Raw genomic sequence first — 16973 nt, forward strand, 5'->3', positions numbered from 1 at the left:
AGTCTCGCGTTCATGCGTGCGAGTCGACTGGTGCAGCTGCTGCTGGTGCTACAGACCCGGGGCCGCTGCACTGCGGCCGAGCTGGCCGAGCTGCTCGAAGTCTCAGTACGCACCGTCTACCGGGACGTCGAGGCGCTATCCGCCGCGGGCGTGCCGGTGTACAGCGAGCCGGGTCGCGCGGGTGGCGTACAACTGGTGGATGGCTACCGGACTCGGCTCACCGGCCTCACCATCGAGGAAGCCGATGCGGTATTGCTGGCCGGATTGCCCAGCGCCGCAGCGGATCTCGGTCTCGGCACCGTATCGGCCGCCGCGCAGCTCAAGGTGCTCGCCGCATTACCGCCGGAACTGCGCGGTCGGGCGACGCGCATCGCCGAGCGAGTGCACCTCGACGCACCGGGCTGGTTCCACCGACCGGACGAGACGCCGACACTCGCCGCGGTCGCCGACGCGCTCTGGCACGACCGAAGGCTGCACGTACGCTACGGCCGCAAGGACAAGGTGGTCGAACGCCACCTCGACCCGCTCGGCCTGGTGTTGAAAGCGGGCACCTGGTATCTCGTAGCGCGGGATGGACCAACGCTCCGCTCCTACCGGGTAAGCCGAATCCTCGCCGCCGAACCGACGGGCGAGACCTTTGTCCGCCCTGCGGAATTCGATCTGCAGGCGCATTGGTCCCGCACTACCGACGACTTCGCGCACTCGATGCTGCGCGTCCGCGCTCGATGCCGGATCGCCGCCACGCACCTACCGCTACTGCGACTGACGAACGAGCCGGCTGCGGTCGCCGAGGCGCTGGCCTCCGCGGGAACGCCCGATGTCGAAGGGTGGGTGCAGGTGGTCCTGCCTTCGGAGTCCTACGAGGTGCTCGCGCATGGCATCCTTCCGCTCGGCGAATTCATCGAGGTCCTCGAACCGCCGGAACTGCGCGAGCGGCTCGCGGCGACAGCCGCCGCCATGCACGCGCGGTACTCCCGCGCCTGAGCCATGCCCTGCACGTCGCTGCTCGGCGAGGCCTATGCCGCCCCCGCGGGTCACCGGGCGATCCGTATCCGTCTCGGCGGCGTCGTCCCCGCCAGATGCTGTGGCGCGGGTTGGGACGGCCCTCCGAGTGCGCGGCGCCAACGGAGTCAGCGTTCGACTCGCGTCCGCAAGCCGGTCAGCGTGCCGTCCACCAGCCCTTTGATGACTCGGTTGCGAAGGAAGCCGGGCAGCGGCAGGTTGTGGTGGATGGTCAACTGGTAGGTGACCGAGGTGGTGTCCGGGCCGGCTTCGTCGAGCTGGTAGCGGCCTTCCTGACCGGTCTGTAGGCGTCCTCGCACCATCGACCAGCTCATGCCGTCGTCGCGGTGGCGGTAGGCGAGGGTGTAGGTGTCGGTGCCGACCGTCGCGGACGCCTTGAACCGGGCGGTCAGGGGCAGACCGGTCTGCTGGTCCGCCTCGAGCACGTCGGCTTCGAGGATCTCGGGAATCCACTCCGGCTGGCTTTTCACGTCGCGGATCGTCGCGAGAACCCGCGCCGCCGGGGCGTGTACGCGCACGGTCTTGGTGGCGCTGTCAGTGGGCATGGTCGCCGTCCCCGTAGTAGCCGAGCCGGAGCAGGGTGGTGATCTCGCTGATCAGCGGCATCCGCGGATTGGTCCGGTTGCTCAGGTCCTGGAAGGCGGTGATCGCCAGTTCCGGGAGCGCCGCGACGAATTCGTCCTCGGGGACGCCGATCTCGCGGAGTGTGCGCGGCACCGCACGCCGCTCGAGCAGGTCTCGCACGCCCTGGAACAGCCGACGGCGGCTCTCCTCGGGTACGTGTCCGCCGAAGACGATCCGGCCGAGCTGGGCGTACTTCTCGGGCGCGACGTAAGCCGAGTAGCCGGGGGCGGGCATGAACTTGGTCGGCAGGCTGGCGTTGTAGCGCAACGTGTGCGGCAGGAAGACGCCGTTCACGCGGCCGTGGGCGATGCCGAATCGCGCGCCGACGGCGTGCGCCAGAGCGTGGTTGGTGCCGACGAAGGCGTTCGAGAACGCCAGGCCGGCCAATGTGGCGGCGTGTCGCGCAGGTAGTCGTAGAGGAACTCGGTGGCGATGTAGTTCTTCACGACCTTGTCCTCGAAGACGCCGAAACCGGTCTCCTCGATGGCGACCCGCGCCAGTTCGGCGGCCGACCGGATCCCGGCGCACACCATCGCCGCCACGATCGCGTCGACCTGCTGCTGGTCGAGCTCGCGTAATGTCTTCGCCGCGGCGGTAGCCGTGGCGACCATAGCGTCCACCTCGTGGTACCGGGAGATGTCGGTCTCGACCGGCGCGGCGGTGTCGGCGTCAGCGCTGCGATTCACGGCTTGAGAGGCGGTGCCGATCCGGGTATCGGTCATGATATCTCCTCGCACTGGAGATTCCGGTGTCCTCGGTCTCCGAGGCGTCTGTTCGCGACAGTACCCCCGCTCGGCGGCGTTGACTGTGGTCTTTGTGCCCTGTTATCGGCAATTCCGCGCAGCAACGGCACCACCGTGAGCGAGTGGCCTCGTCAGCGGTAGCGACTGAGGAATGCTGCGTACTCGGCGTGCGCCTCGAGACCGATCGCCGAGCGCCGTGGTCAGAACGCGTACCGGTGGTACTGCGCCATGTAGCGAAGTGCCGGCACCAACGACATCACCTTGCCCATCACCCGGTAGACGCCGGGCACCTGTGCGAAGGTATCGGAATCGAACGGCGACACCCGGTTCACCAACCGCACGCCAGGCACCGCCGCCAAGATCTCGTCGGGCCTGTTGATCGCCCAGTGCAGCCTGGATCCGGATCGGCGCACCACCGCGTTGAGCCACTGCGATTCGATGCCCAGCGAGTTGAACGCGTCGAACTGCAGTTCACCGGTTGCGAAGTGCTCGACCACGCGGCGCAGCAGCGCGATGCCATCCGCGGCGGTGAGGTACATGGTCAGGCCTTCACCGACCATCAGGGCCGGGCGGTCATCCGGAATGTCGGCCAGCCATTCGGGTTCGGTCACCGATGCGGAGACGACGTGGTAGTGCTCGCGTGGCGGATACAGCCGTTCCCGCAGCGTAGCGACGTCGGGATAGTCGACGTCGTACCACTCCACTCCCGGACCGGGATTCAGCCGAAAGAATCTGCTGTCCAGCCCAGCGCCCAGATGCAGTACGACCGCCTCGGGATGCCGAGCCAGGAACTGACGGACCCAGTTGTCGAAATGCGCGCAACGGGTTGTCACCGACGGAGCGACACGTGGCGTGATGGCCGTCTTCTTCCAGTCGTAGTCGATGTGCTCGACGATCTCTTTCGCGTACCGGTCGCCCAAGATCGGATTCGGGAAGTCGGCATCCAACGCCTTGGCATACAACGTCGCCAACATGGTCTGCGGTGCGCCGATGAGGTCGACGTGAACTTTTTCGCCATCGCTCATGGCATCCGAGGCTACCTCGCCGCGCACCAGCCGACCGCAGATCTCGCCGTCACGGATTTGCCTTGGCACTTTGCTTTTCGGCGCACCTGCCCAGCATCACAACGCCTCGCGAATCGACTCCCGACCGGCCGCGAGCGCCTGCAGCTTGTCATCGACGAGCGATACTCGCGGCAATGAGCTCACATCCATGGCGTTCATCGGTAGGGCGAGTCGGCGTGAGTCGAACGACATTGCGAACGCAGGTAATCACTACCGCACTCAGGGCTGACACTACCGATGTAGTATGGCCAGGTGGTCTCCCAGCGAGAACTCCTCTTGGATGCGGCGATCGACCTGCTCGGATCGCGCGGCACCCGCGCGCTCACCCACCGCGCGGTCGACCAAGCGGCGGCCATGCCCCTCGGGTCGGCCTCCAACTACTTCCGCACCCGTGAGGCGTTGTTGTGCGGCATCACCGAGCGGCTGGAGAAACGCGAGAACGCGGACTGGGAGACGCTGAACCGCACGCCGACACCGCGCACGATCGACGAACTCGTCGACGCCATGGCGAACTTCGTCGTGCGCGCGGTGCAGGCCGATCGCACCAGGACACTGGCGCGATACGCCCTTTCCTTGGAAGCGCAGACAATGCCCGCGCTGCAGGAAAACATGCGGAGCGGGCACCCCCGCCTGACCGAATGGGCGGCCAGGCTGCTGTCGAACGTAGGCGCCGAGCGGGCGTCGGCCAGGATCCTCGTCGATTACCTCGACGGTGTGATCCTGCACCAGCTGGTGTACCCGACACCGGACTTCGACCCGCGCAGCGCGCTGGACCAGGTGGTCCGCGCGCTGCGCGGCACCGTGGTCAGCTGACGATCGCGAACAGGATCGCGGCCACCGCGAAACTCACCACCGACAGTACAGTTTCGAGCACGGACCAGGTCTGCAGCGTCTGCTTCACCGTCAGGTTGAAGTACTTCGCGATGATCCAGAAACCGCCGTCGTTGACGTGGCTGAGGATGATCGACCCCGCCGCGATCGCCATGGCGATCAGGGCGATCGACACCTGCGAGTAGCCCTGCTCGGCGACCAACGGTGCGACGATTCCGCCGGTGGTCACGATGGCGACCGTGGCCGAGCCCTGGGCGATCCGCAGTCCACAGCTGATCAGGTAGGCCAGCACGATCACCGGCAGCCCGGCCGCCGACATGGTGTCGGCGAGCGCGGTGCCGATGCCGGTGGCGGAGATGATCTTTCCGAAGAACGCACCGGCACCGACCACCAGCAGCAGCATGCCGACCGGCCGCAGCGACTCCGCGGTGAGAGCGCTCAGCTGCTGCACGGTCGATCCCCGCCGCACACCGAGTACGTAGAAGGCGACCAGCACCGCGATCAACAGCGCGACGGCGGGCGTGCCGAGGAAGGTCAGCACCGACAGCAGCGTGGAGCCGGCGGCCAGCAGTTGGGTGCCGAAAGTCGCGCCGAGGATCAGCACCAACGGGATCGCGATGATGGCGCCGATCAACCAGACCGACGGCGGGCGCAACTCAGTTCTCGTCGCTCCGGCCGCCTGCAGCGCACCCGGCCCGTCACCGGCGTTCGCGGCGACCTTGTCCTGCGGCCGCACCAAGAACTCGTCGGGGACCTCTACCTGCACCCGCTTGCCGATATAGGTTCCCCAGACCAGACCGGCGGCGATGAATCCCGGGATACCGCAGACGAATCCCATCAGAATCAACCAGCCGAGACTCACGCCGAGGAGCCCGCCGAGTGCTACCGGCCCGGGATGCGGAGGCAGAAACGCGTGCGTCATGGACAGTCCGGCCAGCATCGGCATCGCGTAGAGCACCAGCGACCGGCCGCCTCGTTTGGCGGCCACGTAGATCAGCGGCGCCAGCACGAAGATACCGATGTCGAAGAAGACCGGGATGCCGAAGATCAGCCCGAGCAAGCCCATGGCGACCGGCGCGCCCTTGTCACCGAACAGCTTCAGCAACTTGCCGGTCAAGACATCCGCGCCGCCGGAGCGCTCGAGAATCGCGCCGAGCACGGTTCCGAGTCCGATGATCACCGCGATGTGTCCGAGAATGCCGCCGAATCCGGTCTCCAGCAGCGAATCCCCCGGTTTGATCGCCGTGCCGACGATCTTGGTGACCGGGAGCCCGGCGGCCAGCGCCAGCCCCAGTCCGGTCAGCAGCAGCGCGATGAACGGCTCCAGCTTGAACTTGATGATCGCGAACAGCAAGACCGCAATCGCGAGACCGCAGAGCACCAGCAGCCCTGGGGTGGTGGTGCGCAGCCAGTCGACGGTGGCGCCCATGGGTACCTCTCAATTCATGGATCGAACGAACGACGCCGCACGCGAGGCGATGGCGAACCAACGGCCCGCGGCGACATCGGAAGGGGCAACGACATCGGTTCCCGCGCTCACGGCGACCGCGCCGCAAGCGAGGAATTCGACGGCATTGCCTGCGTTGACGCCACCGGAAGGGATGAACGCCACGTCGGGGAACGGACCGCGTAGGTCCTTCAGGTAGCCGGGGCCCAACGCCCTGGCCGGGAAGATCTTCACCGCCGCCGCGCCGTGATCGAGCGCCTGCATGACCTCGGTGGCGGTGAACGCGCCCATGACAACGGGGATGTCGCGACGCACCGCGACGGCGGCGACCTCCGCACGCACGCCAGGAGTGACCAGGAACCGGGCGCCGCTGTCTATGGCGGCCTCGGCCTGATCGGCTGTCGTCACGGTGCCTACGCCGACCACGGCGCCCTTCACCTCGGCCGCGGCGGCGAGATGGCCCAGCACGCCGGGGGTGGTGAAGGTCAGTTCGACCGCGCGAATTCCCGAGCGCGCCAGCGCATCCGCCAGCGACACCGGATCCGGGATCTCGGGGGCGCGGACCACGCTGAGCACCCGATCGGCCCGGATGACGTCCACGGCGGATGCCGTGATGGACGAGGTCGCGTTCACACTGTCTCCTTCCGAGCGGGATCCCTGCGCAGCGCGCGGCCCGCGAGATGTCCGGTGGGGGCGCCGTTCTCGATCGCGAACTCGCCGTTGACGAGCACGTGCCGGATGCCCCGCGCCTGCTGTTTCGGGTGGTCGAAGGTCGCCGCGTCCGCGACGGTCGCCGGGTCGAACACCACGAGATCAGCGGCGTAGCCGGGCCGGACCAGGCCGCGGTCGCGCAGCCGGAGTCGGTCGGCGGGCCGTCCGGTCAGGTGGTGCACGCAGTCCTCCAGCCCGAGCACACCGAGATCGCGCACATAATGACCGAGATAGCGCGGAAACGTGCCCCACGCCCGAGGATGGGGGCGGTCGCCGACGAGCAACGCATCGCTACCGCCCATATGCGCGGGATGCACCATGATCGCGCGCACGTTCTCCTCATGCCCGACATGCTGGAGAATCGTGGTGGCCAACTGGTCACGGCGCAGCAGGTCGAAGAACACCTCGACCGGGGCGACGCCGCGGTCGGCGGCGATCTGCTGGACCGTCTTGCCGACGTACTGGTCCAACGCCGCAGTGCCGACGCCGCTGATCTGGATGGTCTGCCATTCGACGGTGACGCCGTGGCAGCCGTCGGAGCCGTTCACGTCGACATCCACGGTGATTCGCGCCCGAGCCGCCGGATCGTCCAGCCGCGCCAACGCGGCATCCGGGCCGCCGGACATGGCCCAGCTCGGCAGCAATGCCGAGAGCGTGGTCGAGCCGGGTAGATAGGGGTAGGTGTCCAGCGTGATGTCACAGCCCTCGGCCCGCGCCGCGTCGACGAGGGCGAGGAATTCCGGTGCCCGCCCGCGGTTCACACCGAAGTTCATCGTGGCGTGGGTGAGATGAAGGGCACATCCGGTCGTCCGTGCCAGTTCGATCATCTCGGCGTAGGCCGCCAGCGCACCGGCGCCATAAGAGCGGGTGTGCGGCGCGTAGAAGCCGCCGAAGTCGGCGACCACCTCGCACAACGCGGCCAATTCGCCGGTGTCGGCATACATTCCCGGCGTGTAGGTGAGTCCGCTCGACATGCCGACCGCACCCTCGCGCAACCCCTGGGCGAGTAGCTCCCGCATCCGCTGGATCTCGGCCGGGGTCGCCGCGCGCTGTTCGGCGCCGACGACCAGCAACCGCAGCGTGCCCTGCGGAACCAGGTACGCCGCGTTCGGCGTAATGCCCTGGTCGAGCCGGTCGAGGTATTCCGCGACGCTGCGCCAGGAGAAGTCCAGATCCGCGGGATTGCCGTTCCACCCGGCGATCTGGCGACGCACCACCGCGAGGGCGACGTCGTCGACCGGGGCGTAGGACAGCCCGTCCTGCCCGATCACTTCGGTGGTGATGCCCTGGCTGACCTTCGGAAAGTGTCCGGGCTCGGTCAGCAGATGCAAATCGGAATGGGCGTGCATGTCGATGAAGCCTGGGCACAGCACGGCGCCGGGACCTGCGTCGATGATCCGATCAGCACTCTCGATGACGCCCGGTTCGGCGATCCGGGCGATGCGCCCGTGCTCGACGAGGACGTCACCACGTGAGCGCGGGCCGCCGGTGCCGTCGATGATCTCGACAGCGCGGAACAGTAAGTCGGTCATGGGTTTCGGCTCATCAGAAGAAGGTGTGCAGGAAGTCGACGACACGCGGCATCGGGGCCTCGGCGTCGTCGATCACGGGGATGAGCCGCCACTTGTCGAAAGCGGTGCACGGATGCGACAGCCCGAGGCGCACCACGGTGCCGATCGGCAATTCCGTTGCGGCGCCGCCCGGCAGGCGCAGGAAGGTGTGCTGGTCGTTGAGCGCCGACACCGTCGCGTCCGGATCCAGGGCAGCGCCTTCCGGTCCCGCAACGCGTTGCGGGACCGGAAGCCCCTCATCGTAGGGAAGATCGCGCTTCCCCGCGTCCAGCAAGGCGAGCGTCGGCTCGGGTCGGGAAAGAGCGCGCGCCCAACCGTGCATCGCCGAGCGCAGCGGCTTCTCGCTGCGCGGCGGCGCCAAGGGTGAAATGCCCGCGTAGAAGCCGTCGTCATGGATGAGGTACGCGCCGGAACGCAGCACGACCGTCGTCACCGTGCCGCGCGCGCCCTCTTCGTCCGCGAGCGGGGCGAGGCGCTCGACCACGAGGTCGGGGTACGCGCTGCCGCCCGCGGTGACGATCGCGGGGCCGCGATACAGTCCCGCCGCGTCGATCTCGCGATGCAGGCGCTCGAGTCCGTCGAGATAGTCGCGCACCGCACGGATGCCGTCTGGCGTGCGGTCGTGCGCGAGGGCGCCTTCGTACCCACCGACGCCTGCCAGCGTCAGTCGCGACGCCGCGTCGATCTCCCTCGCCACGGCAAGGGCCTGCTCGACGGTGCGCGCCCCGGTGCGGCCGTGCGGCCCGCCGAGTTCCACCAGCACCCGGATCCGCTGCGCGCCCGGCAGTGCGCTCAGCTGCTCCTGCATCAACGCGACGGTTTCGACGCTGTCGGCCCAGCAGGTGAACTCGAAGGACGGGTCGCGCGCTGATTCCGCCGCCACCCAGCGCAATCCGACCGGATCGACCAGCGAATTGGCCAGCAGTACCCGCCCGACGCCGAACGAGCGCGCCACCTGCGTCTGCCAGATAGTAGCCAGCGTGATCCCCCACGATCCGGCAGCCAGCTGGTCGGCCCACAACTGCGGAGCCATCGTGGTCTTGCCGTGCGGCGCCAACCGCACACCCGCCGCGCCCACCCAGTCGGCCATGATCGCGATGTTCGCCGCGACCGCCGCGCGATCGATGGTCAGGATCGGCGTCTCGAGTCGGTCGAGAGTCGGTGCGGTGGCCAGGAACTCACGCACAGTACGCCCCCAGGACTCGGGCGGCATGCCTTTGTGCTCGGGACCGATCGTGCGGTCCCCGAGTGCTGCCACGGCTGCGTTGTCTATCGACACGAGGCTCCTTCCTGACTAGGCCCGCGTGCATATCTGATTGCCATTACCCACTATTGCAGTATGCGCAACGCTTGTTGCACATTGCGTTTGGTCTGGCTATTCTGCACGCAAGGGCCAGTGCCCGCAAGAGCAGAGAGGAGATCCGTGTGACGTGGCTCAACGCGCCCGAGCGGACGAACACCCGCCCGTCGCGCACGTCGAGCCGCCCACGGGTGGTGACCGTCGGCGAAGGACTCGCGGTTCTGGTGGCCCAACCGGGCCCGCTGGAGGAGTCCGAGACCTTCGACCGGACCGTGGGCGGCGCCGAGGCGAACGTGGCCACCGTGCTGGCCCAACTGGGCGTGGACGCGGCGTGGCTGTCCCGAGTCGGCGACGACGGGTTCGGCCGGTATCTCGTGCACCATCTGGCCGACCGCGGTGTGGACGTGTCGGCGGTCGGCACCGATCCGCGACGACCTACGGCGATGTACGTCAAGGAGCGCGGTGGCGGCTCCGGCCGACCGACCGATCTGGGCGAGCGGGTGAGCCGAATGCTGTACTACCGCACCGGATCCGCGGCCAGCGCGCTGTCGCAGGCCGATCTCACCGCCGAGTCCGCCGCCCGATTGCTCGCAGGTTGCGAACTGATCCACTTCACCGGCATCACCACCGCGCTGTCGGAGTCGGCCACCGAACTCACCGAGGCCCTGATCGCGCTCCCGCGCGAGGGCAGGCTGGTGAGCTTCGACCTGAATTTCCGCCCCGCGCTGTGGACCGGCCGCACCATCGCGGCCACCGAGATCCTCGCGCGCCACGTGCGCGGCAGCGACGTGGTGTTCCTCGGCGCCGACGAAGCGCTCGCGGTGTTCGGCACCGGGCACGCCGACGAACTGCGCGCGCTGTTTCCCGAACCACGGCAGCTGATCGTCAAGAACGACGCGCACACGGTCACCGGCTTCGACGGAACCCAGCGCGTCGAAGTGCCCGCGCTGCGACTCGACGTCACCGAACGCATCGGCGCCGGCGACGCGTTCGCGGGCGGCTATCTGGCCGCGCTCCTGCACCACAGGCCGCTGGAGCAGCGCCTGCGCCTCGGGCACCTGTGTGCCGCGGCAGCGCTCACCGGCCCCGGCGATGTGCCCCTGCTTCCGCCCCGCTCGATGCTGGAGCGGCTGGCCACGCTGGAGGAATCCGCTTGGGCCGAGCTGTATTACAGCGATGCCGTAGTCACCGAGAATAGGGCGTCATGAGCCAGAGTTTGTCGCGTGCATTGACCATCCTCGTGTCGCTGGGTGAGGACTCCCAGTCGCTGGACCAGTTGGCGAACCAGCTGGGGGTGCACAAGTCGACCGTGCTGCGCCTGCTGCAGACCATGGAGGCACAGCGCTTCGTGACCCACGACAGCCAACACCGGTACATGCTGGGTTCGCGGCTGTTCGAGCTGGCCAACCGCACACTCGAGCAGCGCGACGTGCGGACCCTGGCACGCCCGCACCTCACCGCGCTCAATGCCGCGACGAAGCAGACGATCCATCTCGCCACCTACGAGTCCGGCGAGGCGATCTACATCGACAAGTTCGACGCCACCGAGAGTGTGCGCATGTACTCACGGATCGGGCGGCCCGCCCCGCTGCACTGCACCGCGGTCGGCAAAGTGCTGGTGTCGGCACGGCCGCGCGCGGAGTGGCCGTCGATCGCCGAGCAGATCGACTACCGCCCGTTCACCGAACGCACCATCCGCACACCGGAGCGCTACCTCCAGGAACTGGAAAAAGTCGTGGCACAGGGCTATGCCGAGGACCACGAGGAGCACGAGAGCTTCGTGAACTGCATCGGCGTTCCGATACACGACGGCACCGGCGCCGTAGTCGCGGCAGTCTCCATGTCGGTGCCGGACATGCTGCTCGAACACGACCAGGTGCTGGCCGAACTGCCGCGGGTTCGCGCGACAGCCGAGGCCATCTCCGCCGAACTCGGCTGGACTCCCAGCCGGGTCACGATCCCCACGAAAGGCCGACCATGAGCGAGAAGATCGCCATCCGTACCACCGACGCGCCCGCCCCGGCGCACACCTTCTCCCAGGGCGTACGCAAAGGCCCGTTCGTGCAGGTCTCCGGCCAGGGCTCGGTAGACCCCGCCACCGGCGAGTACCTGCACCAGGGTGACGTCGCGGGACAGACGGTCCGCGTCCTGCGCAACGTCAAGGCGGTCGTCGAGGCCAGCGGCGCCAGCTTCGACGACATCGTCATGCTGCGCGTCTACCTCACCACCCGTGACGACTTCGCCGCGATGAACGACGCCTACGGCGAGTTCGTCACCGCCAATACCGCCAGCGGTGTGCTGCCCAGCCGCACCACCGTGTTCACCGGACTCCCGCACCCCGACATGCTCGTCGAGATCGACGCCGTCGCCATCGTCGCCGCCTGACACCGCCGCCAGCGCTCGGCGCGGGCTGCCTCCCGTGCCGAAGCGCCGCGGTCACCGCACTCGGTCAGCCGGAGTTGCGCAGTGCGGTCGCCAAGCCGTTCATGGTCAACAGGATTCCTCGTTTCACCAACTCCGAATCATCGCCGGCGCGTAGGCGACGCAGGAGTTCCACCTGCATCTGATTGAGCGGTTCCAGGTAGGGAAAGCGGTTGTGGATCGACTCGGCCAGTGAGGGATTGTCGGCGAGCAGGTGGTCGTTGCCGGTGATCGCGGCGTGCACGCGGACGGTGCGGGCGTGCTCGGCGCGGATCATGCCGAAGATCCGTTCCCGCAACTGCACATCCTCGACCAGTTCGGCGTAGCGAGCGGCGATGTCGAGATCGCTCTTGGCCATCACCTGGGCCAGGTTCGACAGCACCGTGCGGAAGAACGGCCATCGGCGGTACAGATCGGCCAGCGTCGCCAAGCGTTCCGGGTCGCCGTCGATCCACTCCTCGAGCGCGGTCCCGGTCCCGTACCAGCCGGGCAGCATCACCCGCGCCTGACTCCAGGACATCACCCAGGGAATGGCGCGGAGGTCGGCGACCGAGGCCGTCGGCTTGCGCGAAGCCGGCCTGCTGCCGATATTCAGGTCGCCGACCTCGGCGACCGGCGTGGACTGCCGGAAATACTGCACGAATCCCGGGGTTTCGTGCACCAGGTGCGCGTACGCCGCGCGGGCGCGCGTCGCCAGCTCGTCCATGATCTCGTAGGACGGCTCCGCGTCCGGGCCGAGTCCCTCCACGTCGAGCAACGTGGATTCCAAAGTGCCCGCGATGAGTGACTCCAGATTGCGGTGCGCCGCACCGGGTTCGGCGTATTTGGCGGCGATCACCTCGCCCTGCTCGGTGAGCCGCAGCGCACCGCGCACCGCGCCGGCGGGCTGGGCGAGAATGGCGTCGTAACTGCGTCCCCCACCCCGACCGACGGTACCGCCGCGACCGTGGAACAGCCGCAATCGGATACCGGTCTCGCGCGCGACATCGATCAGATCCAGCTCCGCGCGGTACAGTGCCCAGTTGGCGGCCAGATAACCGCCGTCCTTGTTGGAGTCGGAGTAGCCGAGCATCACTTCCTGACGCATTCCCTGTGCGGTCACCAGATCGCGGTAGAACGGAACCGCCAGTGCCGCGGACAGGGTCGCCGCACCGGCGCTCAAGTCCTCGATGGTCTCGAACAGCGGCACGATGCCCACCGAGCAGCTCGGGGCCCTGTCCGGCTCGCCGGGATCGAGCAGCCCGCCCTCTTTCAACAGCAGCGCGGCCTCCAGCAGGTCACTGACCGAGGTACACATGCTGATGATGTAGGTGGGTATCGCCTCCGCGCCGAGCGTGGCCACGACATCTCGTGCGGCGCGGACGATGTCGAGTTCCTTCGCGGCGAGCTCGCTGAGCCGAGCATGCGGACCCAGCAGCGGGCGGCGGGTGCTCAGCTCGGCCGCGAGCAACTCCACCCGCCGCTGCTCGGGCAGACTCGGGTAATCCGGGTGCACACCTGCCCAGGCCAGCAACTCGGCAACCACCTGCTCGTGCACCTCGGAGTTCTGCCGCATGTCCAAGGCCTGCAGGTGGAAGCCGAACGTCTCCACCGCGTGGCGCAGCCTGGCGAGCCGGTCGTCGGCGAGCAGATCGTCCCCGCCGGCCCGCAGCGAGGCATCCACCGCTTCGAGGTCGTCGAGCACCGCCTGCGGCGTGGGATAGGGCAGCGCCCCGACATCGAGGCCGTCCGACGGAACCGTACTGAGCGCTGCCTTCGCCGTGGCGGTCATACGTCCCCGAATATGATGCAGCGCACGGCGATACGGCTCGTCGGCGTGCGTCGCCGGATCGGGGTAGCCAGTGGTGGCTAGGGCGGCCACCTCGGGTGTCACCGCGACGAGACGCGCCGAGAGCGCCAGCGTTTTCTCCAGCTCGACCAACTCGCCCAGATAGCGCTCGAAGGCGACGGTCGCGGCCCGGTCCGCCGCCTGACGGACGACCTCGGCGGTCACGTAGGGGTTTCCGTCGCGGTCACCACCGATCCACGAGCCGGGGCGCAGGATCGGACGCGCCAGCAACTCGACCTCCGGCCAGCGTGCCCGCAGCGCGGCACGCACCTGCGCGTTGATCGCCGGAATCACGTCGAACAGGGTGAGGTCGTAGTACCGCAGTCCCACCGAGATCTCGTCCTGGATCCGTAGGCGTGCCAACCGGATCAGCGCGGTGCGCCACAGGCTCAGCACCTGACGACGGATCCGTAGCTCGAGATCGGCGCGCTCGCGTTCGGTCTCGGTGTAGCGCTGGCGCAGGCGCATCAGTTCGGTGATCCGGGTCTGCGCGTCGAATACCGTGCGGCGGCGGGTCTCGGTCGGGTGTGCGGTGATCACCGGCGACACCAGCGCGTCCACCAGCAGATCCGCGACCCGGCCTCCCTCCGGCGCGGCTGCGTCCAGCTTGCGGTAGGTCGCCGCCAGCGAGGAATCCTGCGGCGGCTCCCCGGCCGCCTCGTGCGCGGCGCGACGCCGATCGCGCTGCAGGTCCTCCGCCAGATTCGCCAGCAGCACGAAGTAGCTGAACGCACGGATCAGCGGCAGGGCCACCGCGATATCGACGCCGTCCAGCATCTCCGCGACAGCGCTTCGCTCGACCTCCTCGCGGCGGATCCGGAACGCTTCGACGCGCACGCGTTCGATGAGGTCGAAGACCTCCGGCCCCTCGTGATCACGGATGGTGTCACCCAGCACGCCACCGAGAAACCGGATGTCGTCGCGCAACGGCCGGGTGGCGTCGTGGTGGGTCTCGATCGTCGATTCGCCCATGCTCCGACAGTATTGCCCCGGCGTCGGGCGGGTGTCGGCGCGTCGCGGGTCAGCCCGGGAACTGGGAGAAACGCAGGTTGTTTCCCCAGGGGTCGCGGAATCCGCAGTCACGTACGCCGTAGGGCTGACTGATCGGCTCCTGCGTCACCTCCACCCCCGCGTCACGCAACCTGGCGAAGGCGTCGTCCACGGCGTCGGTGGTGAAGATGAGCGTGCCCTGCGCACCGCTGGCCAGCCGCGCCTGCGCCGCCGCGCGGGCCGCTTCGTCCGGCACCATCGCGGGAACCTCGAGGATGAACTCGATGCCTGGTTGGTCAGCCGGCCCGACAGTCACCCACCGCCCACCGGCGAATGCCATGTCCGCGCGCACCTCGAGGCCGATCACATCGCGATAGAACTCGAGCGCCGCACCCTGGTCACCGACCAACAATCCGATGTGGGTGAGGGCGAGGTCCTTGCCGTTGCTCATGGTGTGCGCACTTTCTACTTCTCGGGACGGGCAACAGTACAGACAGCGGGGACTCAGCGAATTCATCGGTTGCCACGACAACTGCTACACCAGCGACAGCGGACCGTGGCACGCCCCGCGTCGAAGGTCGGCCGACATCCCGCTGAGCAGTCGGCAGCCATAGGGTGACGAGCACTCGCCCGAGGCAGCGCCGCTAGGATTTCGTTGTCGGCGACCACGTCAGAGGGTTTTCCCGGGAAGCCACCGGAGGATATCTACCCCGACCGATTCCCTTGACACTGTCGCAGCGACAACGTTTCTACTTGACGCATGCGGATCAAAGAGCTCGCCGATGTGGTCGGCATCACCACACGCGCCGTGCGGCACTACCATCGCATCGGACTGCTGCCCGAGCCCCCACGCCAACCCAACGGCTACCGCCGGTACGTGCTGCGCGACGCGGTTCGGCTCGCCCGCATCCGCCGTCTCACGGAGCTGGGATTGAGCCTGGACGAGGTCCGCGACGCGCTGGCAGCGGACGCGGGCAAGGACTTGGTCGAAGTGCTCGACGAGCTCGACGCGGATCTGGCACGTCAGCAGGAGGTCATCCGGCAGCGACGCGCCCGCTTGGCGCAACTGCTGCGACCGGCGGAGGACGGCGGCGGACTGTCCACCGAGGCGCCGGTTTCTCCAGCGCTCGCTGCGCTGTTCGACGACATGTCCCGCGCTGCTGCCGAACTTTCCGGGCCGGAGCCCGCAATGGCGGCCAAAGAACGCGAGCTGCTGGCATTGCTGGAGACCAACACCCCGGGCGGTGACCGCGGCTGGATCACCGAGATGACGCACGCGCTGAGGTCCGATCCGAAGCTCATCGCGCGGGCGTACGAGGTCTATGCCCAGCTCGACGAGCTGTCGGGGGCGCCAGAAGATGATCCGCGTGTGGCGCAGGCGGCCCGTGCCATTGCCGACAACATGCCGGAAGGGTTGCTCGAAACGATGAATGTCCCCGGCGAACAGTGGCAGGCGGCGAGCGAGGGCGGTTTCGCCGCGGCGTTCTTCGCGGACTTCGCGCCCGCACAGACAGCGGCTATCCGCCGCGCCATCCAACTACTGCAGGAGCGGACCCGATGAAAGGGCTGCAGGCACTGCGCAGGACGGTACGGTGGGCGTTCGCGGCAGTGATTCCCGGCGAATTGATTCTGGTGGTGTGCCTCTCGGCGGGCGTACGCATCGCACCGCCCGCGCGCGTGGCTGTGGAGCTGGCGGTGGTCGCCGTGATGCTGGCCGCGGCCATCCTACTGACGCTGGACTCTCACCATCACCGGCGCGCTGGACTAACCTGGCGCGATGCCGTCGTCGCTGCCGTGACGGATGCAGTTCCCATAGTCGTAGGCAAGCTCGTCGTGCACGAGTCGCGTCTGTTCACCAGTTTTCTGCGTTGGGTGACTCGTCGCGGGCCGCATGGTGTGCACGAGGGCGACATGGCGGTGCCCTATGCCTCTGGGCAGACGGCCATCATGTACGGCTTCCTCGTCGTCTGCGTCATAGAGACAGTGGCTCTCGCGTACCTCATACCCTGGCCCGTGGTGCACACCATCGTTCTCGGACTCGACATCTGGGGAGTGTTCTTCCTTATCGCTTTGCATGCGTCCTGCGTCGTACGCCCGCATGTCGTCGGCGCTGACGGCTCACTGCGGCTGCGCTACGGAGCGCTGCTCGACATCCGCATCCCCGCCCATCGCATAGCCTCGGCGCGCGTGGAACGCCGCTACCCCGAGAGCGGGCTGGCAGCCGTGGACGGCGACGGCAGAGCAGACCTCGCCGTGGCCAGCCAGACGACGGTCACCGTGGAATTGACGGAACCGATATCATTTACCCGACCGTTGGGCAAACGGGCGGAGGCCCGCACCTTCCGTTACTTCGCTGAGGATCCGGACTCCACTGTCGCGCAGCTCCGCGCCCATGCCGCCCACCACAAGACCTGAGTCGC

General features: G+C 68.0%; 16 protein-coding genes and 1 pseudogene. 7 read left to right on the plus strand and 10 right to left on the minus strand.

Going from position 1 to position 16973, the window contains the following annotated elements; genetic code table 11:
- Positions 1–12 precede the first annotated feature (12 nt).
- The gene (locus AB0B25_RS22400) at positions 13–984 is read left to right on the plus strand and encodes a YafY family protein (RefSeq protein ID WP_357182656.1); all 972 of its coding nucleotides are present in this window, start codon (positions 13–15) and stop codon (positions 982–984) included.
- A 146-nt stretch (positions 985–1130) separates the two neighbouring features.
- Here AB0B25_RS22400 and AB0B25_RS22405 read toward each other — a convergent pair whose 3' ends face one another.
- From AB0B25_RS22405 to AB0B25_RS22420, 4 genes and pseudogenes are all read right to left on the minus strand, one after another.
- Positions 1131–1568 carry an SRPBCC family protein gene (locus AB0B25_RS22405; RefSeq protein ID WP_357182658.1) on the minus strand — a complete coding sequence of 146 codons (438 nt, stop codon included), beginning with the start codon at positions 1566–1568 and terminating at the stop codon, positions 1131–1133.
- A pseudogene (locus tag AB0B25_RS22410) lies at positions 1558–2046 on the minus strand (iron-containing alcohol dehydrogenase); the annotation flags it as partial. The gene AB0B25_RS22405 and the pseudogene AB0B25_RS22410, both read right to left, overlap by 11 nt.
- Positions 1938–2369, minus strand: a complete 432-nt coding sequence (locus AB0B25_RS22415; RefSeq protein ID WP_357182788.1) for a hypothetical protein — start codon at positions 2367–2369, stop codon at positions 1938–1940. The gene AB0B25_RS22415 and the pseudogene AB0B25_RS22410, both read right to left, overlap by 109 nt.
- A gap of 221 nt (positions 2370–2590) precedes the next feature.
- Positions 2591–3415, minus strand: coding sequence for a class I SAM-dependent methyltransferase (locus tag AB0B25_RS22420; protein WP_357182661.1), 825 nt, complete (start codon positions 3413–3415; stop codon positions 2591–2593).
- Positions 3416–3706: 291 nt separating this feature from the next.
- Here AB0B25_RS22420 and AB0B25_RS22425 point away from each other — a divergent pair, with 291 nt between their 5' ends.
- Positions 3707–4267 (plus strand): TetR family transcriptional regulator, encoded by a 561-nt coding sequence (locus tag AB0B25_RS22425; protein ID WP_357182663.1) that lies wholly within the window; start codon positions 3707–3709, stop codon positions 4265–4267.
- Here the strand turns inward: AB0B25_RS22425 and AB0B25_RS22430 are convergent.
- From AB0B25_RS22430 to AB0B25_RS22445, 4 genes are read right to left on the minus strand one after another with little or no spacing between them, the layout of a single operon-like run.
- On the minus strand, positions 4260–5714 hold the full coding sequence (locus AB0B25_RS22430; protein ID WP_357182666.1) for a gluconate:H+ symporter: 1455 nt from the start codon (positions 5712–5714) through the stop codon (positions 4260–4262). The genes AB0B25_RS22425 and AB0B25_RS22430 overlap by 8 nt on opposite strands.
- A gap of 9 nt (positions 5715–5723) precedes the next feature.
- Positions 5724–6365: a bifunctional 4-hydroxy-2-oxoglutarate aldolase/2-dehydro-3-deoxy-phosphogluconate aldolase gene (locus AB0B25_RS22435; RefSeq protein WP_357182669.1), complete on the minus strand. Its 642-nt coding sequence runs from the start codon at positions 6363–6365 to the stop codon at positions 5724–5726.
- Positions 6362–7975: a D-aminoacylase gene (locus AB0B25_RS22440; protein ID WP_357182672.1), complete on the minus strand. Its 1614-nt coding sequence runs from the start codon at positions 7973–7975 to the stop codon at positions 6362–6364. Before AB0B25_RS22440 ends, AB0B25_RS22435 begins: the two co-directional genes overlap by 4 nt.
- Before the next feature lie 13 nt (positions 7976–7988).
- Positions 7989–9293 (minus strand): amino acid deaminase, encoded by a 1305-nt coding sequence (locus tag AB0B25_RS22445; RefSeq protein ID WP_357182674.1) that lies wholly within the window; start codon positions 9291–9293, stop codon positions 7989–7991.
- Between the two features lie 146 nt (positions 9294–9439).
- Between AB0B25_RS22445 and AB0B25_RS22450 the strand changes: the two genes are divergently transcribed.
- The 3 genes from AB0B25_RS22450 to AB0B25_RS22460 are packed head-to-tail and all read left to right on the plus strand — an operon-like array spanning position 9440 to position 11699.
- Positions 9440–10522: a sugar kinase gene (locus tag AB0B25_RS22450; RefSeq protein ID WP_357182677.1), complete on the plus strand. Its 1083-nt coding sequence runs from the start codon at positions 9440–9442 to the stop codon at positions 10520–10522.
- The gene (locus AB0B25_RS22455) at positions 10519–11295 is read left to right on the plus strand and encodes an IclR family transcriptional regulator (RefSeq protein WP_357182680.1); all 777 of its coding nucleotides are present in this window, start codon (positions 10519–10521) and stop codon (positions 11293–11295) included. The genes AB0B25_RS22450 and AB0B25_RS22455 overlap by 4 nt, the downstream gene beginning before the upstream one ends.
- Complete coding sequence (locus AB0B25_RS22460; RefSeq protein ID WP_357182682.1) at positions 11292–11699, plus strand: RidA family protein; 408 nt, start codon at positions 11292–11294, stop codon at positions 11697–11699. Before AB0B25_RS22455 ends, AB0B25_RS22460 begins: the two co-directional genes overlap by 4 nt.
- A gap of 64 nt (positions 11700–11763) precedes the next feature.
- Here the strand turns inward: AB0B25_RS22460 and ppc are convergent, their stop codons facing one another.
- Together ppc and AB0B25_RS22470 are read right to left on the minus strand one after the other, a co-directional pair.
- A complete protein-coding gene (gene ppc / locus AB0B25_RS22465) occupies positions 11764–14535 on the minus strand; it encodes a phosphoenolpyruvate carboxylase (protein ID WP_357182684.1) in 2772 nt (923 codons plus the stop codon).
- 49 nt (positions 14536–14584) lie between these two features.
- Positions 14585–15004, minus strand: a complete 420-nt coding sequence (locus AB0B25_RS22470) for a VOC family protein (RefSeq protein ID WP_357182687.1) — start codon at positions 15002–15004, stop codon at positions 14585–14587.
- 309 nt (positions 15005–15313) lie between these two features.
- Between AB0B25_RS22470 and AB0B25_RS22475 the strand changes: the two genes are divergently transcribed.
- Complete coding sequence (locus AB0B25_RS22475) at positions 15314–16114, plus strand: MerR family transcriptional regulator (protein WP_357182689.1); 801 nt, start codon at positions 15314–15316, stop codon at positions 16112–16114.
- Complete coding sequence (locus AB0B25_RS22480; protein ID WP_357182692.1) at positions 16111–16968, plus strand: hypothetical protein; 858 nt, start codon at positions 16111–16113, stop codon at positions 16966–16968. Before AB0B25_RS22475 ends, AB0B25_RS22480 begins: the two co-directional genes overlap by 4 nt.
- The last annotated feature ends 5 nt before the right edge of the window (positions 16969–16973 follow it).

The sequence above is a fragment of the Nocardia sp. NPDC049190 genome, assembly GCF_040648115.1.
Taxonomy (GTDB): Bacteria; Actinomycetota; Actinomycetes; order Mycobacteriales; family Mycobacteriaceae; genus Nocardia.